Below are 18,215 nucleotides of genomic sequence, written 5' to 3'. Positions count from 1 at the left end.
AATGCTCCTCGCTCCTTTGTCAAAGAGCCTACAAGATCTAAAATCCATAGCGAATCGAGACGCTAATGGTATTATCCTTATAAACATTGGCAGTCGAGCCAAGGGTGCGTCGGAAATCGATTTCGGCAGCATTCCAGCCTAGATAAATAGCGGAATCTGAATTAGGATCGAGATCGTAGCTGAGATTTGCACCAACAGGATTTGTCGAAATATTTCGGTCGAAGACGCTGACAAATCCGCCGACTTTAAGCCTATCAGTAACTTTCCAGCCAATATTAATAACAGTTTTATTATCGACAGACTCAGATAACATATTACCAAAATATTGCGTACCGCCGACTGAAATATCGCCAAAATTCAGAGCGATTCCGGCATTGACAAAGCTTTGGGCGGAGCGGATGGGGAGCGATTGAATCGTGATTACGCCATCGACGATATAGTTGGCATTCAACCCCAAAACCAGACTATTGCGCGGATTGGAGCCGAGCTGGATCGATTGAGTTGCAGTGGCAAACAGTTGAGTGTAATATTCAGGATCGGGATTGAGATAGCTAATCCCACCGACATTAAAACTCAAACCAGCGGGATTGACGATCGCATAATCGGTACCGATATACGCTTTCAGATTGGAGGTAGTTTTAGGCTGAAAACCTACATTGACGATCGCCCCAGTATAATACCGCCACAGGCTATTTTCAGTCAAATTCGCACCTGTAAAACTAATGTGGGGATAATAATCCGTCCGCTGGCGAATCGTCTCGGTATCTACCCTCGCCACATCCCGATTAAATACCGTTACATAGCCTTGCCCGTAAGCATTTTGCAAGCCGCCAGCATTAAACCCGAAATTGTTGAGATTGACGGCAATCGGAACACTCCCGCCTTCACCGCCGCCAGCAGCCACAATGCGCGGTTCGCGGAGGGTGATATAACGATAATCTCGGATAAATTCTCGCTCGACGACTGGGGACATCCCTAACCAGAGTGCCTGATGGTTGGCTCCAGGTGGCACTCTGGGATCTTTACCAAAACTGGGCGCAGAGCCAGTACCCGCCTGATATACCGTCAGGCTATTGTCAGGCAGGCGGAGGGCATTTGCCGCTCGAAATAGGTTGGGATTGACGACGATGCGCGCGCCTGTCTCGCCAGGAGCGATACTGGGCTGAAATTCTGGTAAGATTTGACCGATCGCATTAGTCAAGGCATTTGCCAATTGGTTGCGATCGCCGTTAATATAATTAATCGATCGAATCGTGCGCCCCAATGTCGATTCTTTCCCATTGGTAGCAAAATGCTGATTCATGCGGGTATAGTTTACCGCCACCTCAGCGCGATACTTTTCCTGGCGTTCCCCAGTCAAAACTGGGGGTGGCGCACCTGGAGGTGGTGCGACGACACCGACAGCAGGAAGATTTAAGTCGATCCCAAAATTTTGCCCATTCGCACCACCTTGAAATCCAGGTTCCCGAATTGCCGCTATGGATGCAGGCGAAATTACATCGCCAAATTGAGAGGTAATATTGACACCTGTCGGTTGTAACTTCTGGGCATCGAGGACACTTTCATCAATTTTGATGCCAGGTAAGTAGGTACAAATTCGCCCAGAACCATCCAGACAGTTGGCATCGAGACTGATTTGTTGGCGAAATCCCAGGAGAGTCTGCGGCTGGGCGACAGAGACAGCAATATCCTGATGCTGAGTGACACTGCGAATCCCTGTTGATTCTACTTGACTATTGACGCGAACTACGCGATCGGCAGTGACGCTTTGAACGCTTTTGGCTCCAACCAGTTTATACACATCAAAACTCAGATCGGTATTCCGAAAATTACCGATTTCAAATCGCGTAACTGCCACTGTCGTAGTCAGGTGTGAAACTCGATTACCATTGAGGATAAATTGAGTAGAAAACGGATCGACAGCATTGGGATCTAGTGCTTGGGGCGCGATAATAAAGCGCGGATCTCTGGGCGCATTAGTTGACGGTACGGCAGGGGTATTATTGGGCGCAGGAATTAGTGGTGTCAGAATGGAATCAATCGGAAAAATCGCGCTCCTGGGCGGAAGTAAGGCGGGGAGGATAATCGGTACCAATAGTGTCGGAATCTCGACTGGGGGAATGGGTGTGATGACTTGGGCGATTTGAGTCATGGGATTATCTCGACTGGAAGCGCGCTCTTTGTCATCTACCGCTGTGCCTACCGACAAGTAAAAAATAGCTTCGTTTGAGGTTGATTTACCCCCCCAACTCCCCCCGATCAAGGGGCTTTCCGGCTCCCGCCCCTTATTAAGGGGAGGGTTGGGGTGGGGTAAAGGACTACGCAGCATCTCCAACAGACTTGGCGCAATACTCCGCTCGTCTTGAGTAGCCGATGGTAATTCTGTCGATCTTACCCGCTCGGAGTTACTGATAAACACGAGCGCAATTGTCATGCCATAGCAGAATAATTGCGATGGGGTTTTAAGATAGGTTAATAACTGTGCATACACGATCGCCGATCCTCCACGAGTCAGGAAAAAAATACCCATCGTAGTGGGTGTGTTCGGTGTTGTTGGCATCGAACAAAACTAGCGATGGATAAATTTTGATTGAGTAAGTTCGATCTGCTGGCGATGCGCTCTGTCGTGGAACGATCCGCAATTAGAGTACCTCGCCAACAGCTAGCTAAAATCGAACTTTTTTTACTTACTTAACGATCGCGGGAATATAGCTCAAACCAACCGAAGATCCGGTGTATTTATAGCTAGTTCCATTTTCATTGTGAGCAGATTCGCTAGATTTTTTGCTGTTACTACTTTGAGAAGCACTTGCTTCGAGTTTGGCATTTAGCTCGATGTTACTTGTGCTGCTACTTTCAGACTCACTACCAGATTTGGTATCGCGGCTGTATTCAATATATTTGCCCTTGCTATCGTAGTAACCACGTCCGCCACGAACTTTTTTATCGACACTGGCTGTTTCATATTCAGATTCAGCAGCGGTTTTTTTCTGGCTAGCAGCAAATTCGATCGCTGCTTCTTTCTGATACTCACTGTTTTGAGCATACTCAGAACGATATTTTTTGTTGCTCACATCGCTATAAGTTTCATAGGTAAAACTTACAGGTTTGCTATAACCATAGGCACTGGCATGAGTACCAGATTTTTTGCTAGCAGCCTCAGCCGTTGCCTTGGTTTCACCAGTCGCTACAGCAGCGGAGAGTTCTTGCACCCCATTACCACCACCTGCGGTATTTCCACCAGGGGTGATGGAGAAATTACCACTAGTAGGACCGCATTTACAATCTTGGAATTTGATCGATACCGCAGCCGCAGTAGAGCCAGTAGACACTGGATTGGCAACAGCAGCCAGCGGATAGAATATGGCAGCAGTCGCAATCGCTAGCGTAAATTTAGCTGAGAAGTTCATAATTTCTACCTTCCTTATTTGCAGTAAGTAATGTACGATGTTGGGAATAAGTTTTATAAAATCTAGCTCGTCAACAAATCTAGTTGAGAACGATGGCTATAGAGATCCAACTCTAGACCATTCAATCGATCTGAAGTTGGCGGGTTTCTTTTTTTAGATGTCAGCATTCTCCTATTCACTATCTACAGCAACTACAGCTCTAAAGTCTGCTTGATGCCAATAATGAATATTGACCGGAATTCGCTTCCTAGATTGGATTAATTAGATAATTAAACGCGATTTCGCAAAGTAGACGGTGCGCCTACAGTAGGCTAACGCCAACGCGAACGGTATTACGGATAAGCTGACAATTGTCGATCGAGAAACTGCTCTAGCACATTCTGAGTTGTTACGCTCTTCTTTACATAAAGGTTGCTAGTCTTTTACGTAAATACAACTTAATTCGTTCGGGGCCTTTTGCAGAGATTTCACTGAATTCATCATACGACTTTAGCTTGAATTTGACAATACCCAGATCTTTAATTCAGCTAAAAGTCGGCTTTTTCGAGCGGATATATACTGTTTGGCTGTGTTAAAAATTGTATGTTTACAATCCGGCAGTCGCTCGATTCATTTCGTTAATAATTATTTATGGTGATAAAGATCCTCCTCACAATTTCCTCACAATCGAGTGATAATGTGGCTCTATCTAGTTACACCCAAATATATTTAACCGCCCAGCGGTGGCAATTAAGCCGAGGTTTCAGACTTAGATAAAGCGATCGCTCAGTAGATCGGCGTAAATATTAATGACATCGATGATGTCGATCCGATCGAGGGGTGACAAGCACCCTTTCAGTTGATGCTAGTCATTCGATCGCTAGTCGGAGCAGGAGCCGAAATCGTACCCACAAGCGGCGTTTTTATGTCTAGGGTTCCCCCCGAATAAAAAAACGACAAGACAGCGAAAAGTGCGTTCTTGGGCTTTACCCAAGTGAAGCCAATACTTCTCGGTTAATCTAAAAACTAATTAGTCCGCGTAGGCGGACTTTGCTTCACTAGCGGCGACTTCAGTCGCTAGCAGTTCTTAAACGAGAAGTATTGCAAGTGAAGCACCTTTTCAAGACAGGGGCACCCCTACAGAGAAATCATCCCCCGATTCAGCAACGCCACAAATTCCTTACAATTGAGGAGTAAGCTCAAAATAGTAAGTCAGCGGCTGAGCGATTATGAAGATCGGTTCCCCTGAGTCAAAGGTTTCCATCCCTTCCACCCCACAACCTTTGTGGCATCAGCTCCCATTATCGGCAATTGCCGATCGACTCGCGACTAGTCCCGATCTGGGACTAACCGCTGATGAGATTGCCAAGCGACAGCGGGAATTTGGTTTGAATGAATTGGTCGGCAAACAGGGGAAACCTGGCTGGCTGAAGTTTATGTTGCAGTTCAATCAGCCATTGCTGATTATTCTGGTTTGTGCTGGAGCGATCAAAGCACTTTTGGGCGAATGGTTGAATGCCGGGGTCATCTGGGGGGTAACGACTACGAATGCGATCGTGAGCTATTTTCAAGAAGCCCAAGCTGAAGACGCGATCGCCTCTCTAGCCAATAGCATTGTCACTGAAGCTACAGTAGTACGAGATCGCCGGAAAACTCAGGTACCCTCCACCCAATTGGTGCCAGGAGATATCGTCTTGTTAGCATCTGGCGATAAAGTTCCAGCAGATTTACGGTTATTCAAAACCCGCGATCTCCAAATCGATGAGTCAGCTCTGACGGGCGAATCAGTCGCGGTGGAGAAACAAGTCGCAGCAATTAATGAGGGTGGACTAGCAGCAGAAACACCATTAGCCGATCGATCGAATATGGCTTATGCTGGCGGCTTTGTCACCTTTGGGCAAGGTACGGGCATTGTCATCGCCACGCGTAATCTGACCGAAACGGGCAAAATTTCTAGCCTGATCGAGCAACGGGCAGATTTGACGACACCACTAACTCGCAAATTTAACCAATTCAGTCAAAATTGGCTGTTGTTTGTGTTGGGGATGGCAACGCTAACTTTTGCGGTTGGTTTAGGGCAACGCAGTTTTAAAGATGCCGTTGAAGCTGCCGTTGCCCTGATTGTCGGTGCGATTCCAGAGGGCTTGCCTGCGGTGATGACGGTCACACTGGCGATCGGGGTCAGACGGATGGCCCGCCATCACGCCATTATTCGCAAATTACCAGCAGTGGAAACCTTGGGCAGTGCGACGGTCATCTGTTCTGATAAAACGGGCACCCTGACTGAAAATCAGATGACCGTCCAAGCAATTTATGCAGGGGGTTTAAGCTATAGTCTCACTGGGCAAGGATATAACCCAGACGGCGCGATCTTGCAGGGCACTGGTACCGATGCCACGGCTCAAATCGCCCCAAATAGTGCCTTACAAGCTTGCCTACTAACCGGACTGTTGTGTAATGACTCTCAGTTAGAGCAAAATGCGGGAGAGTGGCTAGTAGTCGGCGATCCCACCGAGGGAGCGATGATTACTGCCGCACTCAAAGCTGGTTTGGTACAAGCTGATGTGGCTCGGTATCCCCGACTCGATACTATTCCGTTTGAGTCCCAATTTCAGTACATGGCAACTCTGCACGCAGACGGAGATGGACGTATTATTTATGTCAAGGGCGCGGCAGAAGCATTGTTACCCCGCTGCGTAGCTCGTTTAGAGGCTGATGGCAATTTAGTCACCCTCGATCGCCAAACGATCGAGGGTCAGATCGATGCAATGGCGGAACAGGGATTGCGAGTCCTGGCTTTTGGTAAAAAGTCAGTGTCTGCCGAGCAACAGTCTGTCAACCATCCCGATCTAGCCGCCAATTTAGTCTTCCTGGGGCTTCAGGGATCGATCGATCCGCCCCGCCCTGCCGCCATTGCCGCCGTTCGCGCCTGCCAAGCTGCCGGAATTCAGGTGAAGATGATTACGGGCGATCATCTCAAAACTGCCACCGCGATCGCCCGTCGGATGGGGATTCGCAACCAAGCTAAACAGACGATCGCATACAGTGGCGCAGAATTAGCTCAAATGCAGCCGTCCGCGCTAGCAACTGCTGTCAATGAAGGTGCGGTATTTGCGCGGGTGGCACCAGAACAGAAGCTGCGGCTGGTGGAAGCCTTGCAATCCAATGGCGAAATTGTAGCAATGACGGGGGACGGCGTGAATGATGCCCCAGCCCTCAAACAGGCCGATATCGGGATTGCGATGGGCAGCGGGACGGAGGTTTCCAAACAAGCCGCCGATATGATTTTAATGGATGATAATTTTGCCTCGATCGGTTCTGCCGTTGAAGAGGGTAGATCTGTTTACCAAAACTTGATTAAAGCAATTTGCTTCATTTTGCCCGTCAATGGGGGCGAATCGATGACTATTTTGATTAGCACATTGCTGGGGCGAGAATTACCGATTCTATCCTTACAAATTCTCTGGCTCAATATGCTCAACTCGATCGCGATGACAGTGCCCCTGGCGTTTGAGCCAAAATCGGTGGGATTGATGAAACACCCACCCCGTCCGGCAAATGAGCAATTCCTGACTATAAATCGGATTAAGCGGATCTTAGCTGTTTCGCTCTACAACTGGACACTAATCTTCGGGATGTTTGAGTGGGTGCAGCAAGCTCCTTGGGGTAGCCTAGAACTGGCTCGGACGATGGCGATTCAGGCATTGGTGATGGGGCGGATGATTTATCTACTCAGCATCAGTCAACTTTTACCCTCCCTAATTGCGAAGCTAAGTGGATCGACCGATCGAGTCAAGGGTGCGCCAGCTCTAGCGATCGGTCTAGTTGTGGCGATCGTGCTGCAAATTATTTTCACCAACTCACCATTAATTAACAACGTTTTTGAAACCGCGCCGATGTCGCTAGCGCAATGGTCGATCTGTATTGCCGCCAGCCTACCGATGATGGCGATCGCGACCATTTCCAATCGATTCGATCCACCCAATTCCTAACCCCAATTGTTATTAACCAGACTTCTTACCCGAACGACAATCACTAGGATTGATGCCATACTTACGCCTGTAAGCCCGCGCAAAATAGCCCAAATGAGCATAACCGACATAGTTGACAATATCGGCTACAGTTCGATCGGTGAGATATGCAACCATCGTCGTCCCAAATAACGATCTAAATCCCCGCCGGAGGGTGCGATCGCTCAGATTCAATTGCTGTGATAATTCAGTTGATGTCGGCGGATTGTCTAAGTTCGATCGAATCAACTCCTGAGCATGATGTAATTTAGCGATCGTCTGCAATTTTAGCTGAGGTGCTAGTTTCGATCGCGCGGATCGATCCAGTACTGGCGCAAGTTGTAATGACATAATTTCTAATGCCTTCGCCTGTAAATACATGCGTTTAGTAGTGCCTCGATAGGGACAACATCTAATTTGCTGCACCACACTAGCGATCGCTGCTGTATTGGGCGGATAAACGATCGACTGCCAATCATCCTGCTTGGTTAAAAACTCCAACTAAAAACTAGTTAGTCCGCGTAGGCGGACTTTGCGTCACTAGCGGCGACTTCAGTCGCTAGCAACTATTGGTAAAATACTTACACTTGTGACAAGGAACTTGATGTAACCGCTTGACATAAATAAATCCAGTCTTCCAGTGATGTGCTACAGCTAGGCACGCACCAAAGACAAAGATCGTGCCCCATGTCAAAATCAAGCAAATTAAAATCATTAATTAAACTCCGCATGAGCGATTTGCTGTAATACTAACTCTGGCTCTAATTTTTGCCAAAATTGTTGAATTTCGTAACCAACTAGTTCTGAACGGAAGTGATGGAAGAAATGCCTACCTGTCGCAGATCGCCAAATTTTATCGCTAGATTTAAGATAACTATTCCAACCGTAAAGTGTAGTCAAACTAATTACAGGATCGTCCTGGCTCCCACAAATCATCAACGGCATCTCCACTCCACCTTCAGTAAGAGTATCCAATCGAAATAAAGAGTGACTAGATGGAGCCTCAACCAAATCTCGCTCCAATCGTTCGGCTAGATCTTGAAACTGATTTAGGAGATAATCTTGCTTATGCAAATTCTTTGTTGATTTGTGCGACCCAGACTTTAATTCGTTCGTCAGTGAGTTCGGATTGATTATCTTCATCGATCGCTAAGCCGACAAATTTACCATTTTTCACTGCTTTGGACTCACTAAAATCATATCCATCAGTAGACCAATACCCGATCGTCTTACCACCCCGCGCCGAAATCTTGGCTTCCAGAATTCCCACGGCATCCATGAAATTATCGACATATCCCAACTGATCGCCAGTCCCAAAATAAGCAATAGTCTTACCATGAAAATCCATGCTGTCAAGTTCTGGAAAGAAACATTTATTTCAATAAGCTTGACACGATACTATCACAGTATTGAGAATCAGTATCATTAATTAAGATTAAGTTTTATGAACGATCGATCTTCGAGCTAAAAATTAGCCGAGATCCCAGCTCTAAAAGTTCTACCAGGACTATAAATCCGATTTACTTTCTCATACTGGACATCCGCGAGGTTTTCAACGTACAGATTGACTCCGATATTCTCGCTGACAGGTATCCGCACACCTACATCCAAATTCAGAAAAGAGGGGATAAAGTCAGTGGTGGTTTGACCTGGGTTGGTAAAAAAGGCGCGCCGAGTGCCACTATTATAGTTAGTCGCGAGATTGAGTTCCCAACCGTTATTTGCATAACCGATTCCCAGTTGAGCGACAGAATAGGGCACAAAAGCTAGCTGTAAGCCGCGTTCTGCACCTGACTGAATTTTGGCATCAGTGTAAGTGTAGTTGACAAATGCAGACCATTGCTTGCTCAGTTGCTGTTTGAAGCCAATTTCTAAGCCATTGGTAGCCACCTGTCCGATATTTTGCCATTGGGTGACAGTGGGGCTGATTGCCTGGGTAGCGAGGCGATTGTCGATCCTACTCCCGAAGTAGGTAATCGTCCCTGTCGATGTGGGACTGAGGGCGAGATCGATTCCGGCTGTCCAAATCGTACCTGTTTCGGGTCTGAGGTTGGGATTGGGAAACCAGCCGTGGACGGTATCATAGAGATATAATTGGTCGAGTCCAGGGTTGCGTTGTGCGCCAGCCGCCGATGCACGGATGGCGACAGTGGGGGAAATCTCCCAGCGAGAACCGAGACTGGGATTGAGATAACTCCCAAATTGAGAGTTGAAATTTTGACGGAAGCCTAGATCTACGTCAACTCTATCGGTGATTTTCCATGTATCGACGGCGAAGAGGGCAGTATTAAAGACGTTACGATTTTCAGCATCATTAAAGGCGATGCGAGCGGGAACGGTGCTAACCGATGAGCCGTTGAGTTGCCGATTTTGGAGTTCGCCACCCCAGCGAAGAGTATTACGCGGACTAGTTTTCCAGGTGTGATCTACCCTACCAGTTATCGCCTTACTATCAAGTGTACCCGTGCGACTATTTGCCCCACTAGGGCCAAATGTTTCAAAATAATCTTGACTATAACTTATCGTAGTGTTGAGAATCGAACTTTGGTCTTCGGCTAATTGCGATCGCCAATTCACTCCCAAATTGAGCGCGTCGTGGTTCAACCTGTCGCGTTGTAAGGGGAAGCCGAAATAAACTAAACCCCGCCGACTAGCAGTCGTAGTCACATCAAAATCAAGTTGGTTGCGATCGTTAATTGCCGCCGAAATATTACCAGTATAACTAGTCAAATCAGTATCGGCATTACTCAGGTTTCCGGTAACTGGATCGCGGTTCGCCGCACCGATGGGGACGCGATAATTGTTATCAATCCGATATTTTTCGGCCCCAATGCGATAGTTTAAATTGAGATCGCCACCAGCATAGCTAGCGCGATAATTTTGACGACCATAAGAACCTAATTCTGCGGATAAATTAGTTTGCAAACTGCCATTATAAGCCTTGGTAATGATATTGATGACACCACCAAAGGTTTCCGAACCATAGATGATATTACTCGCACCACTAGATAATTCGATCCGCTCGATCGATCCAGCCGGAATACTATTGAGATCTGTCGCCCCATGATAAGTATTAATATTATTGCCGATCGGGCGACCATTGAGCAGGATAATTATTTGATTGATTGATGCCCCGCGATAGTAAGTCCCAGTGTGAATATCCGCGCCATAACCGACATCATTAACTGCAAAACCAGGAAGATTTTTTAAGATATCGGCGACATTTTTCGATCCCTGTCGATCGATCTGTTGGCTATCGATCGTGTAAACTGGTGTTGATTTCGGTAAGTTTAAACGTCGATTTCCAGTTACATCAATTTCCAGCTCTGGTTCGGTGGGACTAGGTGGTTCTGGAGCCGCATTGACACGAGGACTTGCTAACAGGATGAAATTTGCACCGGAGATCGTCAACAAGGTCAGAACTAGTTTGCCTGTGGTAGTGGCGATCCAATTAATTTGTCGATTCAAGATATTCACACTTTGACTTAGAGATTTATGGCTTACCCCAAAACTCACAGGAGCCGATCGATATCAGTGGGCAAGCCCCGTGGGCTATCATAAGTGGGAAAATTCCTGATGTCAAAAGACGGGCTGTAAAACATCTAGAGCTACCGATCGCGGTAATCTAAACAAAAGACATTGCTAAAATCTCATGGTTCCTGTTATTAATGTGCTGGTAGCGGGCAAATTTGCAACCCTACAGGCGTATCGATAATCGCCACATCCACCCCGAATACTTCGGCGATGATTTCAGGGGTAATTACTGTCTCAGGTGTGCCGACGGCGATGAGAGAACCATCCTTGAGCATTGCCAACCTGTCGCTATACCGGATTGCTAGATTCAGCTCGTGAAGGACGGTAATAATGGTTAATTCCTGTTGCTGCGGCAATAAAGCCATTTTCTGAGCGACAATATTCGGCGGTTCGGTATGAATTGCCTTACCATCGAGCCATACAAGCCCCTACTGGGGTTTGAGCAAGCGACTGAGCAGCTTGAGCAGGGTAGATTTACCCGAACCATTACCACCCAATAAACTCAGCCATTCACCGCGATCGAGTTGTAGATTTAGTTGATGGACGTGAGATCGAGTTGGGTTAAAGCGATCGATCCCGCTAATGGTCTGACATCACTAATTTGATTGCTATTCAGATTGAGACTAGTTAAATTAGTCAGACCTGACAAAGGTCTTAGATCGCTAATACTTTGACCTCCGAGCGATAGACTAGTTAGTTTCGTAAAACTAGCAAGAGGTCGGATATCACTTATCTTGTCATTACAGTTCGCAATCGTCAGCTCAGTAAGTTTACTTAGTTTCAGATCGGCAGTCTGGCAATTTTTAGTCTCTACTTTTGCCAACAAAACCTCAATCGTCTTTCTGGTTGCTGCGGGTAAAGACTGCTTTTGCTGACACCACTGCCCAAAGCTCTTCAATTTCTCAACCGATCGAGCAGCTTGCTCTAGAGCCACAGCTTGCTGTTTTCCGATTAGCAAGCTCACAGATATATAGCAGTCGCCACATCGGTTAAGACACTCTAGATCTCAGTCCGCGTAGCGATGCGCGATACGTAGGCTTTGCCGAGGGTTTAGCGCATCAGCGACCGAAATCGTGCTCAAAGCGTTCCCCTTGAAGACTATCTAAGTTTAAACCCTCTGTCTCCGATCGTGCCAGGGGCAAAATTGAAGGTAATGCACTAGATCGAATCAACTCGCCCTTACTCGCTTGTCAGGCTGGATCGAACTTTGGAGATAATCGCGGGAATCTGGGAAGTTCTGACATTATGGTAGCTAGATCGATCGGGTAAGACTACTAAATTAGGCGATTGCTTGCAGCATTTTAGGCAACCAGTAAGTTTTACAGTGACAAGATCGTCTAAGTTATGACTATTTAATTGCGCTGTCAGAGCCGAGTATACTTCTTTGCCACCATTGTTGAAACAATGTGACTTTTGACAAATCAGAATTTTAACTGGCGATCGATCCGCTGAGTGTTCGATCGTTGGTGTATTCTCTCTGATGGAGCGTCGATCTGTACCATTAAATTGACTTTCCGCAGGAGCGAGTCGCTCCGGTCGGGTTTCCCGACCATGGAAGCGAGTCAAGACAGAGGCTACGCGAAGGACTTTTTCAATTGCCGATGCCTTAAATTTCCAATCCTTTTGGATGCCTGTACAACAGATGCGATCGCCAACAGCTAACTGATACACTAGCCCTGCTCTCAACTCTTTAGGCACCTTGATGACTACATCTCGCTGCTGCTGAGGTGCATCGACAGTTCTGAGTCGCAGATATTTGAGCTTGTAACCATCGAGCGCACAAACTCCTAAGAATTCTCCCTCTAACTGGAAATAAATTTCATTAGTCATAGAGCAGCTCACTACTATTGCAATTCTCGCGTCCAGCAGAGGCTGCGCCAACGACATCTAGATCGAAACATCGATCCAACCAATTAACTAGTTGACTGCGCCCAGCCAACGGTTGTCTAGCCACGCTCCAAACTTGAATCGCCGCTGTAGGCGTGTCTACTGTGACTACTAAGAGTTGCCCAGTGGAACACTTACAAGGAATCTTCAACTCAGTCAGACGACGATGTATTTGCCAGCGATCGCCCCAAACTGTATCGATAACTAAGATCCAGTCTGGGTAATTTACTTTTTCCATTTTTATCGGGAGCGCACTGTTACTTAAATTTAGAATACCCTAAATGATAATTAGATGCAACAAGCTGGAATTTATGTTCAGATGGAGCGATGTCGGTGCTAGCGCAAAATTCTTGAAAGTGTTTACATTCCGTGATTCCAGGCGGATTGCTCCCACCGCAACTGTTAATAAAACTTATCGATAGTGAAGGCAATCGATCGAGCGTAGCCGCGATCGAGCAGTCGAGTCTCAATGTGACAAGGTGTACAGCTCGTGCCTCACCTCGAATTACTCGTGTTAGAATAGTCAACTAGGACTACTGTTTTCAAATAATCACCAGTAACTTAGTTGGAAAAATATTAAGTGGTTTGGTTGAAAAATTAACCCTTAAAAATAGAGAGCGCGAAATTTATGGCAACCACACAGAGCTTAATGCGTGGATTTGGTCAGGTAGGGACTAATGTAGTGGGATTGGATCTCACCGTGACAGAGCCAGTCTGCGAGGGATTGAACATCGCTTTGGCGAGTTTTCAGGCTCTATATCTGCAATATCAAAAGCATCACTTTGTCGTAGAAGGCGCAGAATTCTACTCTCTGCACCAGTTTTTTCAAGATGGGTATGAGGAAATCAGAGGTCATGCTCACGATCTTGCCGAACGATTGGATGGCTTAGGCGGCGTACCTGCGGCTAGTTTTACCAAGTTAGCGGAGCTGTGTTGCTTCACACCGGAAGCCGATGGTGCCTTTAACTGTCGGACGATGTTAGAAAATGACTTGGTAGGCGAACAGGCGATTATTGCCCTGATCCGCAGCCAAGCCAGTCAGGCTGAAAGTTTGGGCGATCGGGCGACACGGCATTTATACGAGCAAATTCTCCTCAAAACTGAAGAGAGAGCTTACCATATCGATCACTTTTTGGCTCCCGATACCTTAGTCAGATCTCTTAACTAATAGCTGAAATTTAACTGGTGACAAATGTTCGCCATTTAGCACCCAATCATCGATCGATCGCGATAAATGATTGGGTGTTTTTTTACTCGATCGAACTGCCGGATTTTAAACATTTTCGCCCCCGTCACAAATAGCACCAACGGCGACAAACCCACAAACACATACAGAATCCGCGTCGGGACACGCCAAAAGTTCCAAAGTGTTTATCTCCAAAAGCAATTCAATTTATGGTAGAGACTTTAGAGTTTAGAATTGCAGCATATCAAAAACAATTGAATACTGAAGATATCTCGTCAGAAATCGATGATGATGCGATCGCTGATTTGGGGCGATCGATGTCTGGTTAGTTTTGACAAAATCTTGAAAACCATTGGTACTTTGATAGCTACCATTAAATCGATATCTGTTGTCTGTGCCGTACTCCCGATTGGAGTAGCCGCGATCGATAGTCCCTTCTCATTAGCACTAATCAATCTGACTGACAATCCTGCTTTACTCATCATAAAATTTCTCGCACTATATCCTAGTACTATTGCAAAGCCGTCATGCAGTTAGGAAGTTGCAATGTAGATCGGGTTTAAGAAGAGCTTAGAGACTGAAGTCTCCGATCGCGATGCGAAGTCCGCCTTCGCGGACTGATTAACTAGTCCGCGAAGGCGGACTTTGCATCACTAGCCACGATTTCAATCGTTGGCGGTACTGGAAAGAAGCGAATATTCTTAACTCGTTGGCGGAGCCTTTCCGCCAGGAGAAACTCACGTTACTTGAATTTTATCGCAACACTATTGTTTTGACTGATTTAGGTTAGCTCTTGCAGATTTTATTTGACCAAACAATCGCTCGGCTTCACCCCAAACTCCCGTTTAAAAGCCGTCGATCGAAATACCCACAATTACAGCCGAACAGCAGCATCATCGTCTGCATCGCCCCAAATAACGAACTAACGGCAATCCCCGCGAGTACCAACCGTTCGGCGGTAATCGTCCCCGCCCGATAGCCCAAAATATAGACGATCGCCGCAGTCCCCATCGCCCCCAACCACGCACCTAAAGGCAGATAAACCGACGAAACCGAAAAGGTAATACAAGCGATCGCCACTAACCCCGCACCTGCGGAAATTCCCAACACAAACGGATCGGCTAAACTATTGCGGAGCATCCCTTAGTTAGCTTTGATATTAGTTCGAGTTAGTTAGAAATTTCGGGATTATTTTCCGGCTTGGAACACAATGGCTATTCTTGCCAGATCGCAATGTTGTCAGGGATAAAATATAAGGTATCGATCGCTAGTAAATCTAGTAATAATCGATCGCTAGCATCGACTTTTTCGATGCAGCGAGTGTGAGATTGTGTCATGGTTTAGTAATAAATTAAGTGTGAATTAATATTCAAGCGATCTAAAGCACGCGATCGGTAAATTCACTTACCAAGGGTGACGACAAGAATATTTGGCACTATTAAAGACTCCCAAAACATCTTGACAAAAAGATTTAATCTGGGGTTGGCAACGATTGTGGAGCCAGAAGTATTGATTGATGGCAATCATCCACTAGAGCGATGCTGGGAAGTGACCTCAGCACTAGATAAATGACGTGGGAATAGTGCGAATATAGTAGCCGCACAAAAAATCCTTGCTCATCGGGCTGCTTGTAATAGTGCTGCGAGTAATGAATGGTACCTATACTGTCGATCGCGATCGACAGTTAGCATTAGTGTAACTCATGGCGAGGGTCAATTCGTTGATGTTCCCTTTGAACTTAAATTAGTTGATTCGATCGTTCTATTAGCTAGAACGATCGAATTTATGCTCGATTGGGAGTGGTTTTTGGGCGATTGAAAAATAACTTTGAGTGATATCTATGTTCGATCTTAACTAATTTAGCTTACTGCTTTCTTTTAGTAGCAATACCCATCTTTACCCCAGGGATTTGACGAACTAGATCCATCACTTCAACCACTTGTCCGTGACCGATTTTTTCATCAGCATTGATAACTACTAGAGCTTGTTCGTCTTTCGCTAGTAGAGCTTTGATTTGGGGTGTTAAGTTAGACAGATTGACTGATTGACGATTGAGTGAGACTGCACCTTTATCGTCGATCGTAATCACAACTTTAGTTCGATCTTGAGCTTTGCCAGAACTCGCCCCAGGGAGATTGACAGCTAAACCCTCTGTCTTACTGAGGGTAAGTGATGCCATAATAAAAAATGTCAAAATTGCAAAGATCACATCAATGAGCGGCACAACGTTGACTTCTGGTGGACGGTCTTCAGGTTCATTTAGAAATTGCATGTTTAAATTTTTGATTGAATTGAGATTTAATGTGGCTTTTGATTAAGCAATAAGTGGTCGGTTCGTTCGACCCGACCATAAGTTTTAAAATCGCTGTCAACTATCAACTAAGCTCCCCGTTGCCAATAGCGACGATGAATTAATTCCAACTGACCCATTGATTCCTGAATTTTAGATGTTTCTCGTTGATAGAAGCTGCGAAATAGATTGGCAAAGACAGAAGCAAACACGGCAACTATTACTCCTGAAGCAGTACTCACTAGGGCTTCTGAAATACCACTGACGACGCTACCCGAACTACTCCCAGCAACTTCACCGACTTTTAGGGACGAAAACGAAACAATTAGCCCCGTAACTGTACCCAATAGCCCCAGCAGGGGAGCCAGACCGATTACAGCATCAAATTCACTGATAAAGCGACGTAATAACGGAATCTCAGCATGAACTTCGCTTTCCATTGCTAATCTAAATTCATCAGGGGTGGCATCTTTCATCCTAATCGCTGCCATAAAAATCCGCGCGATGGGTAGATCCTGTTCGCGTTCGAGTCGCTCGATTACCAGTGGAGATTCTCTTTGGTAAAGATCCAATACTGTGCGGACTAATGGCTTTTGACGTTTGCCGATTTTAGTCCAAAATAGCATCCGTTCGATCGCGAGTGCTACGATGACAACTGACATAAAAGCGAGTGGATACATGACGAAACCACCGTCATTAAATATTTTGATGAAATTCACGATTCTCCTCCTTACTAATTGATAATTTACTGTTGTTTCCCAGCTTTCCAATTACCTTCTACTTTCGTCCCATTTGCATATATTAAGACGCCCTTCCCCTCTTTCTCACCATTTTTAAATTCACCTGTGAATTGCTCGCCGCTTTGATATTTACAAGTAGCTTGTCCATTGAGTTCGCCAGCACTAAATTGACCTTCACACCGATTTTTACTAGCGATGATTACGCCCTTACCAAAAAACTGACCATCTTTAAATTCACCATCATAGCGATCGCCATTCGCATATTTATATGTCCCTATACCATCAAATTTACCATTTTTGAAAGTCCCCTCATAGGTATCCTTAGTTACCATCGTTAGCAATCCTTTACCTTCAGGTTTGCCATTGACATAACCACCTGTATATGTATTGCCATTCTTATAGGTTCTAGTCCCTTGTCCATTAAATTGACCAGTTTTAAAGCTACCTTTATAAGTGCTTTTATCAGCAAAAATCATGATTCCAGATCCATCTGGTTTACCATTGGCGAGATTACCTTGATAGGTATTACCATTTTTATAAGTACATTCTCCCGCACCAGTTAGTTGACTATTAGCAACTAAACCAGTACATCGATCGCCATTTTTGAGCGTGAATGTACCTGTTCCGGCTGGGTTACCAGCTTTGAATTCACCCTGATAGCTGCTCCCAGATTTAGAGATATATAGCCCGATGCCATTGGGTTCGCCTTTGACAAATTCACCTTCATAGCGATCGCCATCTGGATAAATCCTGACCCCTTTTCCTTCAATTTGACCATCTTTAAATGCTCCTTGATAGCTACCACCAGCCGCAAATGTGTAAGTACCACTGCCGGAGAATTTACCATTTTTAAATGAGCCAGTGTAAGTATCTTTGCTGGCATATTTACAGGTAGCTTGTCCGTTTAAGACGCCGTTAGTGACTTCCCCAGTGCATTGACTACCATCGGGTAACGTTACTGTTTGGGCGATCGCTTGATGATTTTGAGAGACAGAGATCGCAGCTCCTAGGGCAATCGTAAATAATGTCGATCGATAATCATTCGTGACAAGTTAAGAAAATTAGAGCTTTGTCAAGGAGGAATGGAGAATATGTCAAACTCTTACTAAACAAGCATTTGAGCTGATATAAGCAGATGACTCGCAGCCCTAGAACTAATCGTGACCACGCAAAAAAACA

The 18,215-nt window shown here is 45.8% G+C and carries 16 protein-coding genes and 2 pseudogenes; 3 read left to right on the top strand and 15 right to left on the bottom strand.

All coding sequences use genetic code 11. The annotated features are described in order from the left end of the window. Positions 1-37: 37 nt before the first annotated feature. A complete protein-coding gene (locus ACEW9I_RS23970; RefSeq protein WP_373542849.1) occupies positions 38-2,560 on the bottom strand; it encodes a hypothetical protein in 2,523 nt (840 codons plus the stop codon). Between the two features lie 127 nt (positions 2,561-2,687). Beyond that, positions 2,688-3,410, bottom strand: a complete 723-nt coding sequence (locus tag ACEW9I_RS23965; protein WP_373542848.1) for a hypothetical protein — start codon at positions 3,408-3,410, stop codon at positions 2,688-2,690. 1,208 nt (positions 3,411-4,618) lie between these two features. Here ACEW9I_RS23965 and ACEW9I_RS23960 point away from each other — a divergent pair. Beyond that, positions 4,619-7,381, top strand: a complete 2,763-nt coding sequence (locus tag ACEW9I_RS23960; protein WP_373542847.1) for an HAD-IC family P-type ATPase — start codon at positions 4,619-4,621, stop codon at positions 7,379-7,381. Between the two features lie 12 nt (positions 7,382-7,393). Here the strand turns inward: ACEW9I_RS23960 and ACEW9I_RS23955 are convergent, their stop codons facing one another. From ACEW9I_RS23955 to ACEW9I_RS23920, 8 genes and pseudogenes are all read right to left on the bottom strand, one after another. Then, positions 7,394-7,900, bottom strand: coding sequence for an AraC family transcriptional regulator (locus tag ACEW9I_RS23955; protein WP_373542846.1), 507 nt, complete (start codon positions 7,898-7,900; stop codon positions 7,394-7,396). Positions 7,901-8,113: 213 nt separating this feature from the next. Further along, positions 8,114-8,473, bottom strand: a complete 360-nt coding sequence (locus ACEW9I_RS23950) for a hypothetical protein (RefSeq protein WP_373542845.1) — start codon at positions 8,471-8,473, stop codon at positions 8,114-8,116. Further along, a pseudogene (locus tag ACEW9I_RS23945) lies at positions 8,466-8,768 on the bottom strand (flavodoxin domain-containing protein); the annotation flags it as partial. The gene ACEW9I_RS23950 and the pseudogene ACEW9I_RS23945, both read right to left, overlap by 8 nt. A gap of 95 nt (positions 8,769-8,863) precedes the next feature. After that, positions 8,864-10,876 (bottom strand): TonB-dependent receptor plug domain-containing protein, encoded by a 2,013-nt coding sequence (locus tag ACEW9I_RS23940; RefSeq protein ID WP_373542844.1) that lies wholly within the window; start codon positions 10,874-10,876, stop codon positions 8,864-8,866. 188 nt (positions 10,877-11,064) lie between these two features. Further along, positions 11,065-11,517, bottom strand: a pseudogene (locus ACEW9I_RS23935) (ATP-binding cassette domain-containing protein). Beyond that, positions 11,466-11,897, bottom strand: a complete 432-nt coding sequence (locus ACEW9I_RS23930) for a leucine-rich repeat domain-containing protein (RefSeq protein ID WP_373542843.1) — start codon at positions 11,895-11,897, stop codon at positions 11,466-11,468. The pseudogene ACEW9I_RS23935 and the gene ACEW9I_RS23930 overlap by 52 nt, the downstream one beginning before the upstream one ends. Before the next feature lie 215 nt (positions 11,898-12,112). Further along, the gene (locus ACEW9I_RS23925) at positions 12,113-12,763 is read right to left on the bottom strand and encodes a (2Fe-2S) ferredoxin domain-containing protein (RefSeq protein WP_373542842.1); all 651 of its coding nucleotides are present in this window, start codon (positions 12,761-12,763) and stop codon (positions 12,113-12,115) included. Next, positions 12,756-13,058, bottom strand: coding sequence for an Asr1405/Asl0597 family protein (locus tag ACEW9I_RS23920; RefSeq protein WP_373542841.1), 303 nt, complete (start codon positions 13,056-13,058; stop codon positions 12,756-12,758). The genes ACEW9I_RS23925 and ACEW9I_RS23920 overlap by 8 nt, the downstream gene beginning before the upstream one ends. Positions 13,059-13,448: 390 nt before the next feature. Between ACEW9I_RS23920 and ACEW9I_RS23915 the strand changes: the two genes are divergently transcribed. Next, positions 13,449-13,988: a Dps family protein gene (locus ACEW9I_RS23915; protein ID WP_373542840.1), complete on the top strand. Its 540-nt coding sequence runs from the start codon at positions 13,449-13,451 to the stop codon at positions 13,986-13,988. 846 nt (positions 13,989-14,834) lie between these two features. Here ACEW9I_RS23915 and ACEW9I_RS23910 read toward each other — a convergent pair. Then, positions 14,835-15,146 (bottom strand): iron chelate uptake ABC transporter family permease subunit, encoded by a 312-nt coding sequence (locus ACEW9I_RS23910; RefSeq protein ID WP_373542839.1) that lies wholly within the window; start codon positions 15,144-15,146, stop codon positions 14,835-14,837. Between the two features lie 74 nt (positions 15,147-15,220). Further along, positions 15,221-15,343 carry a hypothetical protein gene (locus ACEW9I_RS23905; RefSeq protein WP_373542838.1) on the bottom strand — a complete coding sequence of 41 codons (123 nt, stop codon included), beginning with the start codon at positions 15,341-15,343 and terminating at the stop codon, positions 15,221-15,223. A gap of 76 nt (positions 15,344-15,419) precedes the next feature. Here ACEW9I_RS23905 and ACEW9I_RS23900 point away from each other — a divergent pair, with 76 nt between their 5' ends. After that, on the top strand, positions 15,420-15,578 hold the full coding sequence (locus ACEW9I_RS23900; protein WP_373542837.1) for a class I fructose-bisphosphate aldolase: 159 nt from the start codon (positions 15,420-15,422) through the stop codon (positions 15,576-15,578). Positions 15,579-15,870: 292 nt separating this feature from the next. Here the strand turns inward: ACEW9I_RS23900 and ACEW9I_RS23895 are convergent, their stop codons facing one another. From ACEW9I_RS23895 to ACEW9I_RS23885, 3 genes are all read right to left on the bottom strand, one after another. Next, complete coding sequence (locus tag ACEW9I_RS23895) at positions 15,871-16,278, bottom strand: ExbD/TolR family protein (RefSeq protein WP_373542836.1); 408 nt, start codon at positions 16,276-16,278, stop codon at positions 15,871-15,873. A gap of 107 nt (positions 16,279-16,385) precedes the next feature. Then, a complete protein-coding gene (locus tag ACEW9I_RS23890; RefSeq protein ID WP_373542835.1) occupies positions 16,386-17,015 on the bottom strand; it encodes a MotA/TolQ/ExbB proton channel family protein in 630 nt (209 codons plus the stop codon). A gap of 26 nt (positions 17,016-17,041) precedes the next feature. Continuing rightward, a complete protein-coding gene (locus tag ACEW9I_RS23885; RefSeq protein WP_373542859.1) occupies positions 17,042-18,007 on the bottom strand; it encodes an MORN repeat-containing protein in 966 nt (321 codons plus the stop codon). Positions 18,008-18,215: the final 208 nt, after the last annotated feature.

This window comes from Chamaesiphon sp. (assembly GCF_041738855.1).
Taxonomy (GTDB): Bacteria; Cyanobacteriota; Cyanobacteriia; order Cyanobacteriales; family Chamaesiphonaceae; genus Chamaesiphon.
Note: the sequence above shows the minus strand (reverse complement) of the source record. Positions and strands in the feature narration are given on the sequence as shown.